Below are 21,956 nucleotides of genomic sequence, written 5' to 3'. Positions count from 1 at the left end.
AGCGCAAAATAATACCTTTAAATTGAATCAAATGGCAAAACGTAAAACAGCCTACGTCTGTTCTGACTGTGGCGCAGAGTTTCCAAGGTGGCAAGGGCAATGCAGCGAATGCAAATCCTGGAACACCATCTCAGAGTTTGTGGTTTCCCCTGCTAAAACAGTAAAGGCCGGATTCAGCGGGTACGCCGGTCAGACGAATGCCCGAATAGAGCCTCTGAATGCCATCGATCTGGAAGCATTACCCAGATTCAGCTCCGGTTTCAAAGAGCTGGACCGGGTACTCGGCGGTGGCATTGTACCCGGCGCAGCTATGTTGATAGGCGGTTCACCCGGTGCCGGTAAAAGTACCTTGTTGTTGCAGGTAATGTGTCAGTTGGCCAAAGAACGCAGCGCGCTTTATGTTACCGGTGAAGAGTCGTTGCAACAGGTGGCTATGCGCGCCCAAAGATTAGGGTTGCCCACTGATAAGCTGATGATGCTGGCAGAAACCAATGTTGAGACTATCTGCGAACTGGCACTGACACAACAGCCTAAAATTATGGTTATTGATTCAATTCAGGTTATGAATGTGGCTAATGTACAGTCTGCTCCCGGCAGTGTATCGCAGGTGAGGGAAAGTGCCGCTTATCTGACCCGATTTGCGAAACAACATCATATCGCCATGTTTATCGTTGGCCACGTAACGAAAGACGGCAATCTGGCCGGCCCGAAAGTCCTTGAGCACTGTATCGACTGTTCAATGATGCTGGAAGGCGAGAGTGACGGGCGCTTCAGAACACTACGTAGTCATAAAAACCGTTTCGGTGCTGTTAATGAGCTTGGCGTTTTTGGCATGACGGAAAGAGGTCTTAAAGAAGTCAGCAATCCTTCCGCTATTTTCCTCAGTCGCGGGGAAAATCAGGCTCCGGGATCCAGTGTGATGGTGGTCTGGGAGGGTACCAGACCCTTGCTGGTAGAGATTCAGGCGCTGGTGGACTATTCACAGATGGCTAATCCCCGCCGGATTGCAGTCGGTCTGGAACAAAACCGTCTCGCCATGTTACTGGCAGTGTTGCACCGTCACGGTAATGTGCAGATGAATGATCAGGACGTGTTTGTTAACGTGGTGGGTGGTGTAAAAATATCGGAAACCAGTGCTGATTTAGCCTTATTGCTGGCGATGGTCAGCAGTTTCCGCAATCGTGCTTTACCAAAGGATTTGATTGTATTTGGTGAGGTGGGTCTGGCCGGTGAAATCAGACCGGTACCGAACGGCAGTGAGCGGATCACTGAAGCCGCCAAGCACGGTTTTAAACGGGCTATCGTGCCCAAATCCAATGCGCCCAAACAGCCGGTAGCCGGATTGCAGGTCGTGCCGGTGAGTCAATTGTCGGAAGCGCTGGATGCACTCAGTTAAACACTCAGTTGCCGGGATAGACAGCATTGAGCAGGGCGTCCATGTCTTTTTCGCTTAGCGCATCGTCGCCGCTGTTCAGGTTGATCAGGCGGCGCAGTTCGGCGAGACATTCCACATCGATGTGATCAACTTTACAGCCGATATAAATGACGCCGGCTTTTTGCGGAGACTGGCGGTAAAGCTGGATCAGATACAGTGTCATTAACGGACTGTCGGGATTTGCTTTAAACATCACTGTGTAAGGGTCATGACTGTCGAAGGGCAGCATGTCCAGCATGGCTTCTGCAGCGCTGAGGCGCAGGCCCTGCAGTGATACATCCTCAACAGTAACAGGTATGCTGTTACCGTGGAGACTGAGCTCTCCCGGTACCTTTAAATCTACACGCTGAAACTGTCGTTTATCCACAATTGTTCTTCCTGATAACTTACCCCTTAATTATTAGTGTAAACAACGGGGTAAGGTCAACCTGATCGTTCAAATTAATCCTGCGAAAGCCGGAAAATTAATCAACCAGATAGTAAAAGCCCCGCAAATGCGGGGCCTGTTTATTACTTCTTCGCCATACGCTTATATTTCAGCCGGTGCGGCTCTACCACGTCCTGTCCGAAGTTTTCTTTCAGCCAGGTTTCGTAGTCGGTGTAGTTTCCTTCAAAGAAGTTAACTTTACCTTCATCACGGTAGTCAATGATATGCGTGGCTACGCGGTCGAGGAACCAGCGATCGTGCGAGATAACCATGGCACAGCCGGGGAATTCCAATAAGGCATTTTCCAGTGCACGGAGGGTTTCAACGTCCAGGTCGTTGGTCGGTTCATCGAGCAGCAACACGTTGCCGCCGGCTTTCAGCAGTTTGGCCAGGTGAACACGGTTGCGCTCACCACCGGACAGATCACCGATGAACTTTTGCTGGTCGCTGCCACGGAAGTTAAAGCGGCTGCAGTAAGCGCGGCTGTTAATTTCAAAGTTACCGATGCGGATAATGTCAGAATCGTCAGAGATTTCTTTCCACACGGTATTCTTGTCATTCATGTGGTCACGGAACTGCTCCACACTGGCAAGATGAACGGTATCACCAATAACCACTTCACCTTCGTCCGGCTGCTCCTGACCTGAGATCATTTTGAACAGGGTAGATTTACCCGCACCGTTAGGACCGATAATACCGACGATAGCGCCTTTCGGTACCACAAAGTCCATATCATCGATAAGTACACGGTCACCGTAAGCTTTTTTCAGGTGCTTCACTTCAATGACTTTATCGCCCAGTCGCTCACCCGGTGGAATGAACAGTTCATTAGTTTCGTTACGCTTCTGGTAATCAGACGTGGACATTTCTTCAAAGCGGGCCATGCGTGCTTTCGATTTAGCATGACGGCCTTTCGGGTTCGAGCGCACCCATTCCAGTTCCTGCTTCATGGATTTCACGCGGGCATTTTCAGTGCGTTCTTCCTGGGCAAGACGGGCTTCTTTCTGTTCCAGCCAGGATGAATAGTTACCTTCCCACGGAATACCGTGACCACGGTCGAGTTCCAGGATCCAGCCGGCAACGTTATCAAGGAAATAACGGTCGTGGGTAATGGCTACCACGGTACCTTCATAGTCGTGAAGGAAGCGTTCCAGCCAGGCAACAGATTCTGCGTCCAGGTGGTTAGTCGGTTCGTCAAGCAGCAGCATATCCGGCTTCTCAAGCAGCAGGCGGCATAGTGCTACACGGCGGCGTTCACCACCGGACAGTTTGGATACATCGGCGTCCCATGGCGGCAGACGCAGGGCATCCGCAGCACGTTCCAGGGCGTTGTCCAGGTTATGACCGTCCTTCGCCTGAATAATCGCTTCCAGCTCACCTTGTTCCTTTGCCAGCGCATCAAAATCGGCGTCTGCTTCGGCGTAGGCGGCATACACTTCATCAAGACGGGTAAGGGCGTGTTTTACATCAGCAACCGCTTCTTCGATGTTGCCGCGTACGTCTTTGGACTCGTCCAGCTTAGGTTCCTGTGGCAGGTAACCAATATTGATACCCGGTTGCGGGCGGGCTTCACCTTCTATTTCGGTGTCCACACCGGCCATTATGCGTAACAGGGTAGATTTACCTGCACCGTTAAGACCCAATACGCCGATTTTGGCGCCCGGGAAAAAGCTCAGAGAGATATCTTTTAAAATATGACGGTTGGGCGGCACAATTTTGCCAACCCTGTGCATGGAATAAACGTATTGTGATGACATGTTCCGAACAGTGTCCTTGCTTCAATATAAGTAAATGATATGCCATCTATTGTACTCGCTTTGTCCTCAATCTGACCAGTAAAGCCAGCAGTGATTTTCAATAATGGGTTAATTTTGAACGTTTACATGGCGGATGGCAGGAAATTAATGGTGAGGGTCAGGACGAATCCGGAATTTTGCATTACCATACACACAGGAAATTGACTAACAGGTTAAGCTATGACGGCACACGCAAAACGCACATACACTTTAACTGAGCTGGCTGACCACGTGGGTGGCAGTGTGGCGGGTGATGAAGCCCGTATCAACGAAACAAAGGTGAGTGGTGTGGGCACTCTGGCCGGGTCGAAAGGCCACCAGATTTCATTTCTGACCAACGTAAAATACAAGTCGCAACTGGCTGATACGGCCGCCGGAGCGGTTATTCTGAATGAAAAAATGCTGGACGACTGTCCGGTTCCTGCGCTGATTCACAGCAATCCTCATGCAGCCTTTGCCCGCATAGCCCAGTTGTTCGACACCACTCCGGAGGTGGCATCCGGTATCGCTGAAACAGCGGTTGTGGCTTCTTCTGCCACGCTGGGAACCAATGTGTCGCTGGGTCACAATGTCATTATTGAAGATAATGTCATGCTGGGTGATAACGTCAGAATCGGTGCAAATACCGTGATTGGTAAAGGCACGAAAATTGGCGAAGGTTCGACAATTTATCCCAATGTCACCGTGTATCACGATATTGTGATTGGTAAGCGGGTGACTATTCACAGCCAGACCGTTATTGGTGCGGCAGGTTTTGGATACGCAAACGATAAAGGAACATGGCTGCCCATTCCGCAAACCGGCAGTGTGCAGATTGGTGATGATTCACAAATTGGTGCTTCAAGCAGCATCGACCGTGGCGCAATGGAAGATACCATCATCGGTAAGAATGTGATTATCGATAACCAGGTTCAGGTAGGACACAATTGTATCATTGGTGATCACTCCTGTATTTGCGGCGCTACGGGCATTGCAGGCAGTTGCCATATCGGCAAATACGTCATACTTGGCGGAGGCTGTGGTGTGAATGGACATATCAGCATTTGCGACAATGTGCAGGTCACCGGCTATACCATGATTGTGCAGGATATTTCCGAGTCAGGCGTTTATTCATCCGGTCAGCCGGCCATGAAAAACCGTGACTGGCGCAAAGTGACTGTACGGACCCGTCAGATCGATGATCTCTTTAACCGTGTGAAAGCGCTGGAAAAAGGTTAAATCTTTCTGAATTGTAATTAAACGTTATATATGGCCGCAGGCCGCGGCGTATAAGCGACAGGGCAGTGTTAAGAAATGCTGCCGCTGCGGATATAAACGAAACGGGCATAAAGCAGTATACATGCGGCTTAAAATGACTAAAATATGCCCCTCATTTTTTAGCTGTCCATAAAACGCAGAGTAAGGAGCCTTCATGTTACCTCGCGATATGACTATTGCGGATTACGATCCGGAACTGGCAGATGCCATGGCCAAAGAAGCTGAGCGTCAGGAGCATCACATTGAGCTCATCGCATCAGAAAACTATTGCAGTCCACGTGTCATGGAGGCGCAAGGCTCTCAGTTAACGAATAAGTACGCAGAAGGTTATCCCGGTAAGCGTTACTATGGTGGTTGTGAGCATGTAGACGTGGTAGAGCAACTGGCGATTGACCGTGCTAAGCAACTGTTTGGTGCTGAGTACGCCAACGTTCAGCCCCACGCAGGCTCTCAGGCCAACGCTGCTGCGTTTATGGCTCTAATTAATGCCGGTGATACTGTTCTGGGTATGAGTCTGTCTGAAGGCGGTCACTTAACTCACGGTTCTCACGTAAACTTCTCAGGTAAAACCTACAATGCGGTACAGTATGGTCTGAATGAAGAAACTGGCGAAATCGATTACGAGCAGGTTGAAGCACTGGCCTTAGAGCACAAGCCTAAGATGATTATCGGTGGTTTCTCTGCCTATTCAAAAGTGGTTGACTGGGCCCGTTTCCGTGAAATCGCAGACAAAGTAGGTGCGTACCTGCTGGTCGACATGGCACACGTTGCCGGTCTGATTGCTGCCGGTGTTTATCCGAGCCCGCTGCCTCACGCACACGTAGTGACTACCACGACTCACAAAACCCTTGCGGGTCCACGTAGTGGTCTGATCCTGTCTGCCTGTGGCGACGAAGACATCTACAAGAAGCTGAACAGCTCTGTATTCCCGGGCAACCAGGGTGGTCCTCTGTGTCACGTTATTGCAGCTAAAGCGGTAGCGTTCAAAGAAGCCCTTCAGCCTGAATTTAAAGAATATCAGCAGCAAGTTGTGAAAAACGCAAAAGCCATGGTTGAAGTGGTGCTGGAGCGTGGTTACGACGTAGTGTCAGGCGGTACTGAAAACCACCTGTTCCTGCTGGATCTGATTAAGAAAGATATCACAGGTAAAGATGCTGATGCCGCGCTTGGCCGTGCGAATATCACAGTAAATAAAAACTCTGTACCTAAAGATCCACGTTCACCGTTCGTGACCAGTGGTCTGCGTATCGGTAGTCCGGCGATTACCCGTCGAGGCTTTAAAGAAGAGCAGGCGAAACAGGTTGCGACCTGGATCTGCGACATTCTGGACAACATGGGTGATGAAAGTGTTGTTGAGCGTGTTAAAGGTGAAGTTGTTGAACTGTGTAAAGCGTTCCCGGTTTACGGGTAAGCCGCTTTATCAGTATGAAATTCCCCGCTCTTAGTCAGTAAGAGTTGATGCCGTCAGAGCAGCCTGTGCTGCCTGGCGGCTTTGTTGTTAAAAGGACCTGCTATGTTTTGCCCGTTTTGTTCGGCACAGGAAACCAAAGTTATCGATTCCCGTCTGGTGGCAGAAGGGCATCAGGTACGTCGCCGTCGCGAATGTGTTATCTGTCACGAGCGCTTTACTACCTTTGAAAGTGCTGAATTAGTGATGCCGAGAGTCATTAAACGGGATGGTTCGAGAGAGCCTTTCAATGAAGATAAGCTGCGCGCCGGCTTGCAGCGGGCACTGGAAAAGCGCCCTGTGAGCACGGAGAAAGTGGAAGAAGTGATTTTGTCGCTGAAGTCTGCATTGCGTGCTACCGGTGAGCGGGAAGTTTCCAGTGAATTCCTCGGTAATCTGATTATGGATGCACTGAAGGTGCTGGACAAAGTCGCTTATGTGCGGTTTGCGTCAGTGTACCGCTCATTTGAAGATATTCGTGAGTTTGGTGAGGAAATTGCCCGTTTAGGAGACTGATAACCGCCATGAAAACCACGTCAGCTGTTTCCATTTCTCAGGACTACGCCTGGATGGCGAAAGCCATCAGACTGGCTACACAGGGTCAGTTCACCACATCTCCGAATCCCCGTGTCGGTTGTATTATTCTCGACAGTGACGGCGACTTAGCCGGACAGGGCTTTCATATTCAGGCCGGCACACCCCATGCGGAAGTGCATGCGCTTCGTGAAGCGGGCGATAAGGCCCGTGGCGGTACGGCTTATGTCACACTCGAGCCCTGCAGTCATTTCGGACGAACACCTCCCTGTGCCGATGCGTTAGTGGAGGCTGGTGTCAGCCGGGTGGTTATCGCCATGACTGACCCGAACCCTCAGGTGAGCGGCCGTGGCATAAAAAAACTTCAGGATGCCGGCATTGATGTGGTGTCTGATATTCTGGCGGCCGAATCGGCAGCATTGAACCCCGGTTTTATCAAACGCATGGTATCAGGCAAACCGCGGGTAACCGTGAAACTGGGTATCAGTCTTGATGGCAAAATCGCGTTGTCTAACGGCGTCAGCCAGTGGATCACCAGTGCTGAATCCCGTCGTGATGTGCAACTACACCGTGCTGCCAGTTGTGCCATTCTAACCGGCAGCGGCGCTGCACTGGCCGACAATCCGTCTTTGCTGGTCAGGGAAAATGAAGCCAACTTTTCTGATTATCCTGTTTCGCCGGTAAGGCAGCCGCTCAGGGTCGTGATAGACAGCCACAACCGGTTGCCGGACGATCTGCAGTTATTCACAGACGGACACAAAACCCTGCGGGTAACCGGTCAGCCAGTTGCACCGCAAACCAGTGTCCCTGCAATGGCCGTCTCCATGCGTGGCAATTATATAGACCTCTCTCAGCTCATGGAGAAGCTGGGGGAAAGACAAATTAATGATGTGTGGGTGGAAGCCGGTCCTGGTCTTGCCGGTGCTTTGTTTACTGCCGGTGAAGTTGACCGGCTTGTGGTGTATCAGGCGCCCAAACTGTTAGGTGATAAAGCACAAAGCATGCTCACGCTGGATGAGTTTGTGTCGCTGGATGAAACGCCGGTACTGTCACTCACGGACGTACGGCAAACCGGCCCTGATATCCGCTTGTCATACGATATAATTAAGTAACGCTTTTGTAGAGGGTATACGATGTTTACCGGAATTATTCAGGCCCTGGGGACGATTCAGTCTCTTAATCACCGGGGCGAAGACATCAAGCTGACTGTGTCGTCAGAAAAGCTGGATATGTCTGATGTGGCCCTTGGCGACAGTATTGCCACAAACGGCGTCTGTCTCACAGTAACCGACTTCGGTACAGATTATTATTGTGCTGACGTGTCAGCCGAAACCATCCGTTACACCGGTTTTGCCAATTATAAGCCCGGCAGTACCGTGAATCTGGAAAAAGCCATGCGCCCTACAGATCGTTTTGGTGGTCATATTGTATCCGGCCATGTGGACGGCGTTGGTGAAGTCAAAAAGATTGTTAAACACAGTACTTACATTGAAATCTGGATTTCTGCCCCCACTGAGTTAGCAAAGTATGTTGCCCATAAAGGCAGTATCACGGTGGACGGCGTCAGCCTGACTGTGAATGAGGTGGATGGCAATGAGTTTATGTTGTGGATCATCCCTCACACCCTGCAGGAAACGGTGATCGGCACGTATAAAGCTGGCAGCCGTGTCAATCTGGAAGTAGACGTGGTTGCCCGCTATCTGGAACGCCTGATGATGGGTGACAAGGCAGCGGAAAAGACCACCAAAAAAGACATTAGTATGGCCTTCCTGGCCGAAAATGGTTTTCTTAGAAAATAACCCTACATAAGTGAAATTATGGCACTCAACACCACAGCTGAAATAATTGAAGATATCCGTCAGGGTAAAATGGTTATCCTGATGGATGATGAAGATCGCGAGAATGAAGGCGATATCATCATGGCCGCTGAGCATGTGACGCCGGAAGCGATTAACTTTATGGTTACTCATGCCCGCGGACTGGTATGCCTGCCCATGACGCAGGAACGCTGTGAGCGTTTGAATTTACCGCTGATGGTAGATAAAAATGGCGCACAATTTCATACCGCCTTTACCGTTTCCATTGAAGCAGCCCGTGGCGTAACCACCGGTATTTCTGCTGCAGACCGCGCGACCACAATTCTGGCCGCGGTAGGTAAAGATGCTAAAGCAACTGACATTGTGCAGCCGGGCCACATTTTTCCGTTAATCGCTAAAGAAGGCGGTGTGCTGAACCGTGCAGGTCATACTGAAGCAAGCGTCGATCTTGCCCGTCTTGGTGGCTGTGAGCCAGCTGCTGTTATTGTCGAGATCCTCAATGAAGACGGCACCATGGCCCGTCGTCCCGAGCTTGAAAAATTCGCAGAAAAATACGATATAAAAATCGGCACAATCGCGGATCTGATTGAATATCGCAATCTGAACGAAACCACTATTGAGAAAGTTACCCAGTGCAGCCTGCCTACGGAATATGGTGAGTTCGAACTGCATACTTTTAAAGATGTTATCGATAATCAGATCCACTTTGCGCTGAAGAAAGGTGACATTGACCCGGAAACACCTACACTTGTGCGGGTTCACTTGCATAATACGCTCAGTGATTTACTGGGTTCTACCCGCGCGATAAACCGCACAATGACTTTACCTGATGCCATGAAGCGCATTGCAGACGAGGGTGGTGTGTTGGTGGTTCTGGGTAAAGAAGAAGACCTGGAAGGGCAGGTCAGACAATTTGCTGCAGAAGACCGCGGTGAAAAGCCGGAAGGAAAAACCTGGACCGGTTCGTCACGTACCGTAGGTGTTGGCAGTCAGATTCTGGCGACCATGGGCGTTAAAAAAATGCGTTTGCTCAGCAAGCCGGTTAAATACCATGCGTTGTCCGGCTTCGGACTGGATGTGGTGGAATACATTCATAATTAGTTCCCGTGTAATTCGTGAACATTCGATTTAGTTTGCGCGCAGTTATGCTATACTGCGCGCCGTTTTTTCATAGGGGTGGAATACCATGCAGGTAATTGAAGGTAATATTCGCGCGACAGGCAAGAAATTCGCGATTGTTGTGTCACGTTTCAACAGTTTTGTTGTAGAAAGCTTGCTTGAAGGTGCGCTGGATACGTTAGAGCGTCACGGTGAAGTCAGCGACAATGACATTACACTGGTTCGCGTACCGGGTGCATATGAATTACCTGTAGCAGCAAAAAAACTGGCAGAAAAAGGCCAGTTCGATGCGATTATCGCCTTAGGTGCGGTGATCCGGGGTGGTACGCCTCACTTTGATTTTGTTGCCGGTGAGTGTAATAAAGGTCTGGCGCAGGTATCACTGGAGTATGGTATTCCGGTTTCTTTCGGTGTTATCACCACAGATTCTATCGAACAGGCTATTGAGCGTTCCGGTACCAAAGCGGGGAACAAAGGTGCAGAAGCTGCACTGGGTGCCCTTGAGATGGTGAACGTTGTTTCAGCGCTTAACGATCTTTAACCGGGGGTTACGTGAAAGTATCCGCACGTCATAAAGCCAGAGAACTTGCCCTTCAGGGTGTTTATTCATGGCAAATGAGCAAGAATGATATCGCCCAGGTGGAGTTATCACTTGCGACCAGTAACGATATGCAGAAAGTCGACATGGTGTATTTCCAGGCCATGTTGCGCGGTGTTGCGGAAAATGCAGAAGCATTGGACGTAAAAATTAAGCCATACCTTGGCCGTTTACCGGAAGAACTGGATCCTATCGAAAAAGCGATTCTGCGTATTGCTACCTATGAATTAACTGAGCGCATGGACGTGCCTTATCGCGTAATTATTAACGAAGCTATTGAACTTGCTAAATCTTTTGGTGCCGAAGAAAGCCATAAGTTTATCAATGGTGCGTTAGATAAAGCGGTGAAGACGTTACGTCAGCACGAGCGTTAACAGCGATCCATTTACGTACCTGTACGTAATGACACGACGACACTGAGTTAACCGGTAAAACGTGAAAGAATTTGATCTTATTGGCCGTTACTTTGCAAATGGCGGCCATCAACGAAAAGACGTAATCGTCGGCATCGGTGATGACTGTGCTGTTACGTCTGTTCCTGCAAATCAGCAGCTCGCCATTACCACTGATACACTGGTGTCCGGCGTGCATTTCCTTAAAGATGCGCCTGCCAGATCCGTAGCCTATAAAGCAGTTGCTGTTAATCTCAGTGATCTCGCCGCAATGGGTGCAGAGCCAGCCTGGATTTCTCTTTCCCTGTCTATGTCTCATGTGGACGAGGCCTGGATGGAAGAATTTGCCAGTGGCCTGTATGAGCTCACCAGATACTATTCTGTGCAGCTCATTGGCGGTGACACGGTACGCGGCCCTCTGGCGATGACTATCACTGCACAGGGTTTCATTCCTCCTGAAGCAGCGTTGAAGCGCAGCACGGCAAGACCCGGCGACTGGATATATGTTACCGGCACTACCGGTGATGCCGGCGCTGGTCTGGATATTCTCAAAGGGTCACGTGAAGCCAAAGAGGAAGACAGGGAGTTTCTTGTTAAACGTCATTTGTATCCCACTCCGCGCGTAGCTGTCGGAGCGGCGCTGCGACGCATTGCCTCTTCCTGTATTGATGTGTCAGACGGCCTGCTGGCTGATTTAAATCACATTCTGAAAGCATCGAATTGCGGTGCAACTGTGCACGTAGACCGGTTGCCGGTTTCTTCTGCCTTGTTCAATTGTGTAGGTGCACAGGATGCCTACCGTTACGCGCTGACCGCCGGAGATGATTATGAACTGGTGTTCACTGTAAACGAAGAGCAGCGGGGTAATCTGGAAACGTCTCTGGCCAGCACCGGCGTAAAAGCAACCTGTATCGGTCAGGTAACCGGGCAGGCAGGCAAAACAGACTTAAAATTGTATGACGAACCGTATCAACTGAAAGACGTTGCGGGCTACGAGCACGATTTTTAATGCAACCTGAGTACCGTGCCAGAGTATCAATGAAAAATCCGGTGCATTTTTGTGCACTGGGCTTTGGCTCCGGTCTGATCCCGTTGATGCCGGGGACGTTTGGTTCTCTGGCAGCGATTCCCTTAATTCTGCTCCTTGCGCCGGCTGGTAACTTTATTTTTATCACGGCGACGATATTGAGCTGCATTGCCGGCGTGTATCTTTGCGGTAAAACTGCCACAGATATGGGCGTTCATGATCACGGCTCCATTGTCTGGGATGAAGTGGCCGGTATGCTTCTCACTTTTCTGTTTGTTCCGCTGAGTATGTCTACGCTTATTGCCGGTTTCGTGTTGTTCCGCATTTTTGACATTTTGAAGCCCTGGCCTATCGGACCTGTTGATAAAACGGTTCACGGGGGACCTGGCATCATGCTGGATGATATTCTTGCGGGGATTATGGCTTGTGTGTGCCTGCATGCTCTTATATGGCTGGTTCCCGCCATAGGTTAACTTCACGGCTTATAGAAAAAAAAGCCGTTCTGTGTGAAGCAGAACGGCTTTTTCGTTTATCTCTTACAGTAACTTTTCTCAGTCGCCAAAATACGCCTGCACCTGACGGATAATACCGGCGGTGTCGAGACCATGCTCGGCATACATTTCCTGTTGAGTACCCTGCAAAATGAAGCTGTCAGGCAGACCAAGATGAAGTGTGTGCACTCTTTGCTTCGCAGATTGCAGATATTCTGTTACTGCAGAACCGGCACCGCCCATGATACAGCCATCTTCCAGGGTCACGATGCCTTCGTGCTCCTTGCAAATTTCATCAATAACCGCAGTATCCAGAGGTTTAACAAACCGCATATCAACCACTGTGGCATCGAGAGATTCAGCGGCTTCCTCTGCATACGGTAACAATGTACCGAAATTCAAAATAGCAAGCTTGTTACCTTTGCGAAGCGTACGTGACTGGCCTAACGGGATTTCAGTCATGCTTTGCTGCGGCGTGATGCCTTTCCCCGCACCACGTGGATAACGCACAGCAGCCGGCTTCTGCGCCTTATGACCGGTATAAAGCATCTGACGGCATTCATCTTCATCAGCAGGGGTCATAATGATCATGTTAGGTATACAGCGTAAAAACGCAACATCAAATACACCCTGGTGAGTGGGACCGTCGGCACCCACCACACCGGCGCGGTCGATGGCAAACAGCACAGGTAAGTCTTGCAGCGCCACGTCATGGATCAACTGATCGTAAGCCCTTTGCAAAAAGGTAGAGTAAATGGCAACAACGGCGTTATACCCTTCTTTGGCAAGACCGGCACCGAAGGTCACAGCATGCTGTTCTGCTATGGCCACATCAAAGTATTGTTCAGGGAACTGCTGGGAAAACTTCACCATGCCTGAGCCTTCACGCATGGCAGGGGTAATGGCCATGAGTTTGGGATCCTGAGCCGCCATATCGCACAACCACTGGCCAAAAATGGCCGAAAACGTGGGGGCTGAAGGTGCAGATTTAGGCAGGGCGTTATCTTCCGGATTAAATTTTGGTACAGCGTGGAATTTAATCGGATCCTGTTCCGCTACCGGATAGCCTTTCCCTTTTCGTGTTACCACGTGCAGAATGTGCGGGCCTGAGAACTGACGCATGTTGCGCAGTGTATCGACCATGCCGTTAACATCATGGCCGTCGATGGGACCAATGTAATTGAACCCGAGTTCTTCAAAAATAGTACCCGGCACTACCATGCCTTTGATGTGCTCTTCTGCACGGCTGGCGAACTCTTTAATCGGGGGAACGTTACTCAGCAGCTTTTTACCGCCATCGCGGATTTTATTGAAAAAGTTACCGGTAAGCAGGCGTGCCAGGTGACTGTTCAGTGCACCGACGTTTTCCGAGATAGACATTTCATTGTCGTTAAGTACCACCACCAGGTCTTTGTTTATGTCCCCGGCATGGTTCAACGCTTCAAACGCCATACCCGCTGTCATTGCACCGTCGCCGATGACGGCAACCACTTTGCGGTCTTTGCCTTCTTTATCTGCTGCGACAGCCATACCCAGCGCGGCGCTGATGGATGTAGACGAGTGACCGACAGCGAAGGTGTCGTACTCACTTTCCGGAGGCCACGGGAACGGGTGCAGACCATTTTTTTGTCGAATCGTCGACATGCGGCCGGCACGGCCGGTCAAAATTTTATGCGGGTAAGCCTGATGGCCAACATCCCATAATAAACGGTCGAAAGGGGTGTTATACACATAGTGTAAAGCCACGGTCAGTTCTACTGTGCCAAGACCGGAAGCAAAATGGCCACTTGTCTGACTGACTGAAGCTAATAAAAACTGTCGCAACTCATCAGCCAGTTCACGGAGTTTTTCCTGTGGCAGCTTTCTGAGTTCATCCGGCGTCAGTGCCTGTGCCAGAACAGGATAGTGCGTTAATTCTAAACTCATTGTTATCGTTTCATTATGTTGTTTAGCATAAATCAGTATGTCCGTTTTACCATCAGGTCCGTAAACTCAGACAGCAATCCGGTATTGTAGGGCAAACTGTCTAAAGCTTGAAGGGCGCTGGCATGAAGACGGTTTAATTCAGCCTTCGCCTGTGCCATTCCCAGTAATGCCGGAAACGTATTTTTGCCAAGTTCAATATCGGAACCCTGCGGTTTGCCGGTGATTTCGGCATCACCTTCCACATCCAGAATGTCATCCTGAATTTGAAAGGCCAGTCCCATGTCTCCCGCGTAACCCGTCAGTGCTTCGCGGTGTTCCGGTTTAAGATCACTGCAAAGTACCGTAATCATTTCCGCACAGGCCTGTAGCAATGCGCCGGTTTTAAGGCGATGCAGGCGGGTAAGAGATGCAATGTCGATGGTGGAACCGGTAGCTGCAAGGTCTATCGCCTGACCACCGCACATGCCGGCGTAACCAGAAGCTCTGGCTAGAATGCTGACCAGTTTTGCGCGCTGACCATTGGCGTAGTCGCTCATGGGAGCATCAGCAAGAATACTGAACGCCAGGGTTTGCAAGGCATCTCCGGCAAGGATAGCCGTCGCCTCATCAAACTGAATGTGACAGGTGGGCTTTCCGCGGCGAAGATCGTCATCGTCCATTGCCGGCAGGTCGTCATGGGCCAGAGAATAGGCATGAATGCATTCTATCGCCATGCTCACTGCGGCCTGATCCTGACCGGGAATATCCAGTGTATTACCGATGATATGTACCAGTAATGGACGCATACGTTTGCCACCGGCAAGGAGCGCATATTCCATGGCTGCGCGAAGTTGTGGTGCGTGATCAGGAAGTGCGGCAACGAGGCGCAGCAAGCTTTCGTCAGTGTCGTGCTTAATCTTCTGACGTAAGCTGTCAATATTTGTCATGAATTACCTGTATAACAAGGTGGAGCGGAGCGGTCTCTCCGCCAGATTTTATCAGTCTTCAGAAGGGGTGAAATCAACCAGCGTTTGTTCACCTTGCTCAGCGAGCAATATTTTGACTTTCTGTTCTGCCTGCGCGAGAGCCTGTTGACTCAGACGGGATAATTTTACGCCACGTTCGAATTTTTCTAAAGCTTCATTCAGCGGCAATTCTCCCGATTCCATTTCCGTCACGATGGCTTCAAGTTCTGCCAGTGATGCTTCAAAAGAGGGCGCAGATGGCGTTTTTTCAGTGGTCACGTCGGATACCCGGTGCAGTTTTAATGATAATCGCGCACATTAACCGGGCAGGCACGCGGGGTCAATTGGTTTGTCCTGTTCCTGTGTGGTCAAACGGCGGGTATCTCTCTGGTTTTGTTGGTGATACCTAATAATCAGCATTCATCTGGTAATCTTGTATTTTGATTATAGAATTCATAATACCGGCCGATAGAGTTAATGGCATCGCGATAAGAGAGTTTTTGAGGAGCAATAAGTGGATTTAGCAACCGTCATAGGCATGTTAGGTGGTATCGGCTTTATTGTCATGGCCATGATCCTGGGTGGGGAGTTGGGCATGTTCGTCGATGTAGCCTCAGTGCTCATTGTATTCTGTGGTTCTATCTTCGTAGTGATGTCTCAGTTTACGCTGGGTCAGTTTTTCGGTGCCGGTAAAGTGGCCGGCAAAGCATTCATGTTCAAAATCGATCCGCCGGAAGTGCTGATTGAAAAAATCGTTGAGATGGCAGATGCGGCCCGTAAGGGCGGGTTTCTCGCACTGGAAGAAGCCGAAATCGATAATGCCTTTATGCAAAAGGGCGTAGATATGCTGGTAGATGGCCACGACATTGAAGTGGTCAGAGAAACGCTGAAAAAAGATATTCAGATGACCACTGAGCGCCATGAGTTCGGTGGTTCAATTTTTAAAGGTCTGGCCGATGTTGCGCCGGCGATGGGGATGATCGGTACACTGGTTGGTCTGGTTGCCATGCTATCAAACATGGATGATCCTAAATCAATCGGTCCTGCCATGGCGGTAGCACTTTTAACAACACTTTACGGTGCCTTCCTGGCAAACGTTATCTGTTTGCCAATTGCCGCTAAACTGGAAAACCGTAAAGAGGAAGAGAAACTGAATCAGTCTCTGGTCCTTGACGGCATCGTCGGTATTGCTGACGGTCAGAACCCGAAAGTCATTGAGGGGATTTTGAAAAACTACATCGCTGCCGGCAAACGTGGCAGCGGGGACGAGGAGTAATCTGCTATGTCAGATGAATGCCCTAAATGCCCCCCTCCCGGCCTGCCTGCGTGGATGGGGACATTCGCTGACCTGATGTCACTGTTGATGTGCTTCTTCGTTCTGCTGTTGTCTTTCTCGGAAATGGATGTATTGAAATTTAAGCAAATCGCCGGCTCCATGAAGTTTGCTTTCGGTGTGCAGAATAAAATTGAAGTCAAAGACATTCCCAAGGGAACCAGTGTTATCGCGATGGAGTTTCGCCCGGGCCGTCCGGATCCGACGCCTATTGAGACCATTCAGCAGCAAACCATCGATATGACTCAGCCGACACTGGAGTTTCAGGCAGGGGATGAGGACTCATCCGGTGGCCGGCAAACACAGCGCGGATCCCAGCGTGGTGGTCAGGCTCAGCAAACTGCGTCAGACTCCGCGGCTTCATCATCACAAAGCTCTGACAAAGAGCAGGACAACGAAATGATGAAGAAGGTGGCTGAACAACTGCAAAAAGAAGTGGCGGACGGCTCTATTGAAATGGAGTCTTTGGGCCAGCAACTGACTATCCGGATCAGAGAAAACGGTTCATTTTCCGCCGGTTCAGCTTTTTTGCAGCCTCAGTTTAAGCCTATATTGAGAAAAATCGGCACCTTACTGGCAGAAATGCCCGGTGAAATAGCAATCTCAGGACACAGTGACGGCCAGCATATTGCCAATGAGCTGTACCGCTCTAACTGGGATTTGTCTGCACAACGCGCTGTGGCCGTGGCGGAAGAAATCCGCAAAGCGCCGGGATTTGATGAGTCACGCATGTCCGTGACCGGTCTGGCTGACACTAAACCTCTGGTTGAAAACGCAGCCACTGCTGACGACCGTGCCCGCAACCGCCGGGTAGAAATTAACATCAATCAGGGCAAACCGTTATTGTCTGAACCTATTTCGGTGCTGGAAGAATAGCAGGGCGGGGAAAGGGCGCAGCGATTAAGCGCTACGCTCCCCGTTGTATTGTATCTCTGAAGTGAGGTTTTGACAGGACCAGCTGAACCGTCGAAATAGTCCGTTCCAGAAACCCGCCTTCGCAATATTTAAGATAGTAAGTCCACATGCGCATGAAGCGCTCGTCATAACCATCCTGCATCAGCGGTTCTTTGGCATTGATGAAAGCCTTGTACCAGTCATCCAGCGTCCTGGCATAATCCAGCCCGATATCCTGTAAATCTCTTACGGATAAGTCACTGAAACGTTTGAGGTAGTCGTTGATAACCAGCTGTGAGGGCAGAAAACCGCCCGGGAAAATATATTTCTGAATAAAATCCACACTCTTGCTGTAACTGTCGTAACGGCGGTCATCAATGACAATAGACTGCAATAACATCAAACCATCGGCTTTCAGTAGTGAGGCGCATTTATCAAAAAAGTTACCCAGATAACGTTTACCTACAGCTTCAATCATCTCGATGGACACCAGTTTGTCATACTGGCCCTCGAGTGTCCGGTAATCCTGTTTTAACAGGGTGATTCTGTCACTCAGATTTTCTCTTTTTATCCAGGCAGCAGCGTAAGCATGTTGCTCTTCTGAGATAGTCGTGGTGGTGACTTTACAGCCATAGTGTTTTGCTGCATAAACTGCCAGACCGCCCCAGCCGGTGCCGATTTCCATCAGGTGATCTGTCGGTTTCAGCTGTAGTTTGTCACAAATCGTTTTCAGTTTGTGAGTCTGGGCATCGCTCAGCGAAGCATTAGGATCAGGATAAATAGCCGAAGAGTACATCATGGTCTGATCGAGGAACCGCGTGTATAACTTGTTACCTAAGTCATAATGAGCTTCAATGTTTTTCTTCGCCTGACTTTCAGTATTACGGCGTAAGAAATGCTGTACTTTCTGGAGAGGGAGTACCAGCAGACGGAATTTTTCTTCCCATTTGTCCAGTACGGGTAAGTTACGGGCGAAAACTCTTATCACAGAAGTCAGGTCCGGGCTGCTCCATAATCCGTCAGTGTAAGTTTCACCGGATGCCACACTGCCGCCAAACAGCAAATGGCGGTAAGCTTTTACGTTGAGTATGTTTACATCGGCCTTAAGCTCACTTTCCGGATCGCCAAATTGGGCTACGGTAGTGCCATGTTCTTTGATTGTCATGTGACCTTCGGGTAACAGTGACAACACTTTAAAAAATGCACTTCTGCAAGCGCGGTCAATACTGCTGGCTTCCTGCTGAAATATAAAAGTGGATTCGCCGTGTGACATTATCTCGGTTCCTGACTTTTAGGGTGATCGTAAATTGGCGCGCGCTTAATAAATAATTTCAATGCCTGCCAATAGATACCGGCTACGGTTTTTATTGTCATACTGGGTATACGTCTCAGTGTAGAGCGCAGATTCTCATTATTAAGTGAAATTCTTGTCATGTTCACGCCGGCTACAAAATCCTTTTTCTCCGTGTGACAGGACAGGGATAAAGAAAAGTGCTCATCCGGCGGCGTTATCTGCCATTTATAGGTCATCTCCAGCGGGTTGAACGGCGACACATGAAATGCTTTTTCCGTATCCTGCTGGCTGGCCATATCGACCAGATAATAATGTCTTTCATTCCAGGGTGTATTGCTGACTTCAGCCATCATATGAGTATAGGTGCATGAGGCAGGATCCCGTAAAAAATAGAAATTTACCGGACTGAAGTACATACCAAGGGTGCGCAACTGGCCGAGAAAGTAAACATCACCGCCGAGTTCAACACCTTTGTTCAGCGACGTCATTTTAGATTTTACCGCAGTTTCAAGGGGCACACTGGCGTCGCCGCAATAATCGGGTCGATAGAAGCGGGTGAAATTTCTGCTGTGTACGGAAAACCATTTAAGTGATTCACCGAGACTGTCTGCTTCCGACAGTTTCAGCCAGAACAAAGCGATATCGTATTCAAACTTGTGTTCCACCGGCCTGAACCGCTGGTGGAACGTTTTGCCCAGATAGATGCCGCTTTCCGTCTGAGAAACTTCTTGCTGACTCACAAAGTTGCTCCGAAGCGTTCGCACACATCCAGAGCGCTTCTGACGCCATCTTCGTGAAATCCGTTGTACCAGTAAGCGCCGCAAAAATGCAGACCGCCTTTGCCGCAGATTTCGCCGCGCCGCTGCTGGGCTGCGACCATGGGCGCACTGTATTGAGGATGGGCGTAGTCGTAGCGTCGCAGAATTTTTGCCGGATCAATGGCAGCAGTATTATTGAGTGTGACGCAAAAGGTGACCGGAGCGGTGTCGAAACGCTGCAATATGTTCATATTATAGGTAACAGCCGCCGGGGCATGATTTTCTTCAGGTGTTTCTTTCAGGCGGTAGTTCCAGCTTGCCCATGCCAGCTTTCTTTCGGGTAGCCGGGTGGTATCCATGTGCAGCACGACTTCATTTTTAGCATAAGGGATTGCACTGAGAATGGCGGATTGTGAAGGCGTAGGCTCAGCCAGCATGGCCAGCGCCTGATCTGAGTGGCAGGCGAAGATGACCTCATCATATTGCTCAGGTTCCAGACCGCCTGCCGTTACCAGCCAGCCGTTACCGTTTTTTTCTACCCGTGAAACCGGTGTCGACAACTTTATATTGTCTGAAAATCCTTTTGTCAGAGCAGGAATATAGCTGTGAGAGCCGTCTATCAGGGTGTACCACTGGGGGCGGTTAGTGACGTTAAGCAGTCCATGGTTATTGAAAAACTGCAGGAAGAAGGCAAGAGGAAACTGCTTCGTTTGCTCCAGACTGGCGGACCATATTGCCGCACACATTGGCAAAATATAGTAATTAGCGAAGTCGTCACTGAGCCCGAGGGACTTGATATAGTCAAAGAGTGTGATGTTGAAATCACTTTGTTGATTTTCCGCAGCGCGTTCTTTGCAGGCTTTGTTGAATGCCAAAATATCCCGTACGATCCGCCAGAATCGTGGTCTGAAGAGATTACGTCGTTGCGCAAACAGGGTATTCAGGTTGTTACCGTTATACTCCAGTCCGGTTTTTTCGCTGCGGACGGAAAAGCTCATCTCCGTGGGCTGCCGCCGGACCCCCAATTTATCCATTAATTTTATAAAGCGGGGGTAAGTCCAGTCATTGAAAACGATGAAGCCCGTATCCACTGGCCACTGTCTGCCTTTTACGTCTATCAATTTTGTTGCCGTGTGCCCGCCAATATAATCGTTGGCGTCGTACACAGTGATCTGATGTTCTTTGTGCAATAAATATCCGCACGTAAGTCCGGAAATCCCTGTCCCGATAATCGCAATTCGCCGTTGCATTATTCTCGTACCTTACTGCTGTTGTCTCATTTTCAGAGACAGCCACCTCTGTATGCCTGCAGGCAGATTATGCAGCGTGCGCATAATCCAGCCAAACCCTGAAGGGAAGAACAGACTCTTCTTTTGTTTTTCAATGCCGTCGAGCATTGCTTTTGCCGCTTCTTCTGCCGTTATTTTCATAGGCATATCGAAATCATTTTTATCTGTCAGCGGGGTTTCCACAAAGCCCGGAGACACCGACTGAACAATGATGCCTTTTTCCGCCAGATCCACATCCAGACTCTTAGTAAAATAATGCACAGCCGCTTTACTTGCTCCGTAAGCTTCTGTGCGGGTAAAAGGAATGAGCCTGGCCATACTGTCTACGATTACCAGCTGGTCGCCTTTTTTAAGTTTAGGCAATAATGCGTCGACGCTGTGAATAATCCCGAAAAAGTTGATCTCAAACACCCGTCTGAACATGTCAGGTTCAAATTTATCTACGTCTACATATTCGCAATTGCCGGCATTCAGTACTGCGATATCAAATTGCAGCGGCGCGATGGCGGTGCGGGTAGCATCTAGGTCTGTTAAATCAAATTTTGCGGTGGTGATATTGGATTCAGATGCCAGCTCCGCCAGCGCTTCCTCATTTCTGCCACAAGCAATAACATGATATCCCTGACTGGCGGCATGAAGTGTGAAAGCCCTTCCTATGCCCGACGTTGCCCCGGTAACCAACATTGTTTTCATGAAGCCAACCTTACCTTTATTTTTTTGATAATCCAGCGGAGAAGCGGAATGTGCTCATAAACCATTTCTCCCATGTCGTAGTAATCCCGGTGGTAGAAAATTTTGTCATCACGAACCCTTACAATACTGACACCATCCAGCGTGATAGTTTTTGCCGGTTGCGCCAGCACTAAATGCATTGTCCAGATAACGGTATATGCGTTGGTGTTATCTTTCTGAGACAGCAGGCTTTCGTGAATATCGAACCGGCATGATTGGGTTTCATTCAGCAACTTTCTGAAATACGCAATCACATTATCCAGCCCGTGATGAGTGGTGATAGGGTCTATAAACTCGATATCAGCTGTATAAATGCTATCAAGGTGGTCAGGGTTGACCTTATGTAATTCGGAATAAAATTCACAAAACCGTTCAATGATGCTCATGATGCAATATTTACTGACTGAGTAATGAAGTATGTAAAATCGTCCTGAATGTATACCAAT

General features: G+C 49.5%; 23 protein-coding genes. 13 read left to right on the top strand and 10 right to left on the bottom strand.

Annotation, left to right across the window (positions count from 1 at the left end):
* The first annotated feature begins 31 nt into the window (after window positions 1-31).
* Window positions 32-1,396, top strand: a complete 1,365-nt coding sequence (gene radA, locus J3369_RS13900; protein WP_349587917.1) for a DNA repair protein RadA — start codon at window positions 32-34, stop codon at window positions 1,394-1,396.
* 4 nt (window positions 1,397-1,400) lie between these two features.
* On the opposite strand, the gene J3369_RS13895 is transcribed toward radA, so the two are convergent.
* Window positions 1,401-1,802 carry a PilZ domain-containing protein gene (locus tag J3369_RS13895; RefSeq protein ID WP_232373373.1) on the bottom strand — a complete coding sequence of 134 codons (402 nt, stop codon included), beginning with the start codon at window positions 1,800-1,802 and terminating at the stop codon, window positions 1,401-1,403.
* A gap of 143 nt (window positions 1,803-1,945) precedes the next feature.
* Entirely contained in the window at window positions 1,946-3,619 is a 1,674-nt protein-coding gene (gene ettA, locus J3369_RS13890) for an energy-dependent translational throttle protein EttA (RefSeq protein ID WP_119501932.1), read from the bottom strand.
* 219 nt (window positions 3,620-3,838) lie between these two features.
* On the opposite strand from ettA, the gene lpxD reads away from it, so the two are divergent.
* The 10 genes from lpxD (at window position 3,839) to J3369_RS13840 (ending at window position 12,322) form a co-directional block, all read left to right on the top strand.
* A complete protein-coding gene (lpxD, locus tag J3369_RS13885; protein WP_349587913.1) occupies window positions 3,839-4,876 on the top strand; it encodes a UDP-3-O-(3-hydroxymyristoyl)glucosamine N-acyltransferase in 1,038 nt (345 codons plus the stop codon).
* A gap of 193 nt (window positions 4,877-5,069) precedes the next feature.
* Window positions 5,070-6,326 (top strand): serine hydroxymethyltransferase, encoded by a 1,257-nt coding sequence (glyA, locus tag J3369_RS13880; RefSeq protein WP_303573109.1) that lies wholly within the window; start codon window positions 5,070-5,072, stop codon window positions 6,324-6,326.
* Between the two features lie 102 nt (window positions 6,327-6,428).
* Window positions 6,429-6,878, top strand: coding sequence for a transcriptional regulator NrdR (gene nrdR / locus J3369_RS13875; protein ID WP_119501929.1), 450 nt, complete (start codon window positions 6,429-6,431; stop codon window positions 6,876-6,878).
* An 8-nt stretch (window positions 6,879-6,886) separates the two neighbouring features.
* A complete protein-coding gene (gene ribD, locus J3369_RS13870) occupies window positions 6,887-8,008 on the top strand; it encodes a bifunctional diaminohydroxyphosphoribosylaminopyrimidine deaminase/5-amino-6-(5-phosphoribosylamino)uracil reductase RibD (RefSeq protein WP_349587909.1) in 1,122 nt (373 codons plus the stop codon).
* A 21-nt stretch (window positions 8,009-8,029) separates the two neighbouring features.
* Window positions 8,030-8,695 carry a riboflavin synthase gene (locus J3369_RS13865; protein ID WP_349587906.1) on the top strand — a complete coding sequence of 222 codons (666 nt, stop codon included), beginning with the start codon at window positions 8,030-8,032 and terminating at the stop codon, window positions 8,693-8,695.
* Window positions 8,696-8,713: 18 nt separating this feature from the next.
* On the top strand, window positions 8,714-9,814 hold the full coding sequence (ribBA, locus tag J3369_RS13860; protein WP_349587903.1) for a bifunctional 3,4-dihydroxy-2-butanone-4-phosphate synthase/GTP cyclohydrolase II: 1,101 nt from the start codon (window positions 8,714-8,716) through the stop codon (window positions 9,812-9,814).
* A gap of 85 nt (window positions 9,815-9,899) precedes the next feature.
* The gene (gene ribH / locus J3369_RS13855) at window positions 9,900-10,373 is read left to right on the top strand and encodes a 6,7-dimethyl-8-ribityllumazine synthase (RefSeq protein WP_119501925.1); all 474 of its coding nucleotides are present in this window, start codon (window positions 9,900-9,902) and stop codon (window positions 10,371-10,373) included.
* 11 nt (window positions 10,374-10,384) lie between these two features.
* Window positions 10,385-10,804 (top strand): transcription antitermination factor NusB, encoded by a 420-nt coding sequence (nusB, locus tag J3369_RS13850; RefSeq protein WP_119501924.1) that lies wholly within the window; start codon window positions 10,385-10,387, stop codon window positions 10,802-10,804.
* Window positions 10,805-10,865: 61 nt separating this feature from the next.
* Window positions 10,866-11,831 (top strand): thiamine-phosphate kinase, encoded by a 966-nt coding sequence (gene thiL / locus J3369_RS13845; RefSeq protein WP_349587900.1) that lies wholly within the window; start codon window positions 10,866-10,868, stop codon window positions 11,829-11,831.
* Complete coding sequence (locus J3369_RS13840; protein WP_349587897.1) at window positions 11,831-12,322, top strand: phosphatidylglycerophosphatase A family protein; 492 nt, start codon at window positions 11,831-11,833, stop codon at window positions 12,320-12,322. Before thiL ends, J3369_RS13840 begins: the two co-directional genes overlap by 1 nt.
* A gap of 78 nt (window positions 12,323-12,400) precedes the next feature.
* Here J3369_RS13840 and dxs read toward each other — a convergent pair whose 3' ends face one another.
* Genes dxs through xseB form a run of 3 tightly spaced genes read right to left on the bottom strand, consistent with a single transcriptional unit; the run spans window position 12,401 to window position 15,489 of the window.
* On the bottom strand, window positions 12,401-14,266 hold the full coding sequence (dxs, locus tag J3369_RS13835; RefSeq protein ID WP_349587894.1) for a 1-deoxy-D-xylulose-5-phosphate synthase: 1,866 nt from the start codon (window positions 14,264-14,266) through the stop codon (window positions 12,401-12,403).
* 32 nt (window positions 14,267-14,298) lie between these two features.
* Window positions 14,299-15,192: a farnesyl diphosphate synthase gene (locus J3369_RS13830; protein WP_303573115.1), complete on the bottom strand. Its 894-nt coding sequence runs from the start codon at window positions 15,190-15,192 to the stop codon at window positions 14,299-14,301.
* A gap of 51 nt (window positions 15,193-15,243) precedes the next feature.
* Entirely contained in the window at window positions 15,244-15,489 is a 246-nt protein-coding gene (gene xseB, locus J3369_RS13825) for an exodeoxyribonuclease VII small subunit (RefSeq protein ID WP_119501919.1), read from the bottom strand.
* Window positions 15,490-15,724: 235 nt separating this feature from the next.
* On the opposite strand from xseB, the gene pomA reads away from it, so the two are divergent.
* A complete protein-coding gene (gene pomA / locus J3369_RS13820) occupies window positions 15,725-16,486 on the top strand; it encodes a flagellar motor protein PomA (RefSeq protein WP_303573116.1) in 762 nt (253 codons plus the stop codon).
* Between the two features lie 6 nt (window positions 16,487-16,492).
* A complete protein-coding gene (locus tag J3369_RS13815; RefSeq protein ID WP_349587890.1) occupies window positions 16,493-17,419 on the top strand; it encodes a flagellar motor protein MotB in 927 nt (308 codons plus the stop codon).
* A 31-nt stretch (window positions 17,420-17,450) separates the two neighbouring features.
* Here the strand turns inward: J3369_RS13815 and J3369_RS13810 are convergent, their stop codons facing one another.
* Genes J3369_RS13810 through J3369_RS13790 form a run of 5 tightly spaced genes read right to left on the bottom strand, consistent with a single transcriptional unit; the run spans window position 17,451 to window position 21,896 of the window.
* On the bottom strand, window positions 17,451-18,710 hold the full coding sequence (locus J3369_RS13810) for a class I SAM-dependent methyltransferase (protein WP_349587888.1): 1,260 nt from the start codon (window positions 18,708-18,710) through the stop codon (window positions 17,451-17,453).
* The gene (locus J3369_RS13805; RefSeq protein WP_349587886.1) at window positions 18,710-19,471 is read right to left on the bottom strand and encodes a DUF1365 domain-containing protein; all 762 of its coding nucleotides are present in this window, start codon (window positions 19,469-19,471) and stop codon (window positions 18,710-18,712) included. Before J3369_RS13805 ends, J3369_RS13810 begins: the two co-directional genes overlap by 1 nt.
* Window positions 19,468-20,739, bottom strand: coding sequence for an NAD(P)/FAD-dependent oxidoreductase (locus tag J3369_RS13800; protein ID WP_349587883.1), 1,272 nt, complete (start codon window positions 20,737-20,739; stop codon window positions 19,468-19,470). The genes J3369_RS13805 and J3369_RS13800 overlap by 4 nt, the downstream gene beginning before the upstream one ends.
* A gap of 12 nt (window positions 20,740-20,751) precedes the next feature.
* Entirely contained in the window at window positions 20,752-21,471 is a 720-nt protein-coding gene (locus tag J3369_RS13795; protein ID WP_349587881.1) for an SDR family NAD(P)-dependent oxidoreductase, read from the bottom strand.
* On the bottom strand, window positions 21,468-21,896 hold the full coding sequence (locus J3369_RS13790; RefSeq protein WP_349587879.1) for a nuclear transport factor 2 family protein: 429 nt from the start codon (window positions 21,894-21,896) through the stop codon (window positions 21,468-21,470). The genes J3369_RS13795 and J3369_RS13790 overlap by 4 nt, the downstream gene beginning before the upstream one ends.
* Window positions 21,897-21,956 lie beyond the last annotated feature (60 nt).

The sequence above is a fragment of the Alteromonas sp. NFXS44 genome (assembly GCF_040148705.1).
Classification (GTDB): Bacteria; Pseudomonadota; Gammaproteobacteria; order Enterobacterales; family Alteromonadaceae; genus Alteromonas.
Note: the sequence above shows the minus strand (reverse complement) of the source record. Positions and strands in the feature narration are given on the sequence as shown.

Excerpts from the sequence above, each read along its gene's own strand:
- radA (WP_349587917.1), top strand. The coding sequence starts at position 32 with ATGGCAAAACGTAAAACAGCCTACGTCTGTTCTGACTGTGGCGCAGAG.
- ettA (WP_119501932.1), bottom strand. The coding sequence starts at position 3,619 with ATGTCATCACAATACGTTTATTCCATGCACAGGGTTGGCAAAATTGTG.
- lpxD (WP_349587913.1), top strand. The coding sequence starts at position 3,839 with ATGACGGCACACGCAAAACGCACATACACTTTAACTGAGCTGGCTGAC.
- glyA (WP_303573109.1), top strand. The coding sequence starts at position 5,070 with ATGTTACCTCGCGATATGACTATTGCGGATTACGATCCGGAACTGGCA.
- nrdR (WP_119501929.1), top strand. The coding sequence starts at position 6,429 with ATGTTTTGCCCGTTTTGTTCGGCACAGGAAACCAAAGTTATCGATTCC.
- ribD (WP_349587909.1), top strand. The coding sequence starts at position 6,887 with ATGAAAACCACGTCAGCTGTTTCCATTTCTCAGGACTACGCCTGGATG.
- J3369_RS13865 (WP_349587906.1), top strand. The coding sequence starts at position 8,030 with ATGTTTACCGGAATTATTCAGGCCCTGGGGACGATTCAGTCTCTTAAT.
- ribBA (WP_349587903.1), top strand. The coding sequence starts at position 8,714 with ATGGCACTCAACACCACAGCTGAAATAATTGAAGATATCCGTCAGGGT.
- ribH (WP_119501925.1), top strand. The coding sequence starts at position 9,900 with ATGCAGGTAATTGAAGGTAATATTCGCGCGACAGGCAAGAAATTCGCG.
- J3369_RS13840 (WP_349587897.1), top strand. The coding sequence starts at position 11,831 with ATGCAACCTGAGTACCGTGCCAGAGTATCAATGAAAAATCCGGTGCAT.
- dxs (WP_349587894.1), bottom strand. The coding sequence starts at position 14,266 with ATGAGTTTAGAATTAACGCACTATCCTGTTCTGGCACAGGCACTGACG.
- J3369_RS13830 (WP_303573115.1), bottom strand. The coding sequence starts at position 15,192 with ATGACAAATATTGACAGCTTACGTCAGAAGATTAAGCACGACACTGAC.
- J3369_RS13815 (WP_349587890.1), top strand. The coding sequence starts at position 16,493 with ATGTCAGATGAATGCCCTAAATGCCCCCCTCCCGGCCTGCCTGCGTGG.
- J3369_RS13810 (WP_349587888.1), bottom strand. The coding sequence starts at position 18,710 with ATGTCACACGGCGAATCCACTTTTATATTTCAGCAGGAAGCCAGCAGT.
- J3369_RS13800 (WP_349587883.1), bottom strand. The coding sequence starts at position 20,739 with ATGCAACGGCGAATTGCGATTATCGGGACAGGGATTTCCGGACTTACG.
- J3369_RS13795 (WP_349587881.1), bottom strand. The coding sequence starts at position 21,471 with ATGAAAACAATGTTGGTTACCGGGGCAACGTCGGGCATAGGAAGGGCT.
- J3369_RS13790 (WP_349587879.1), bottom strand. The coding sequence starts at position 21,896 with ATGAGCATCATTGAACGGTTTTGTGAATTTTATTCCGAATTACATAAG.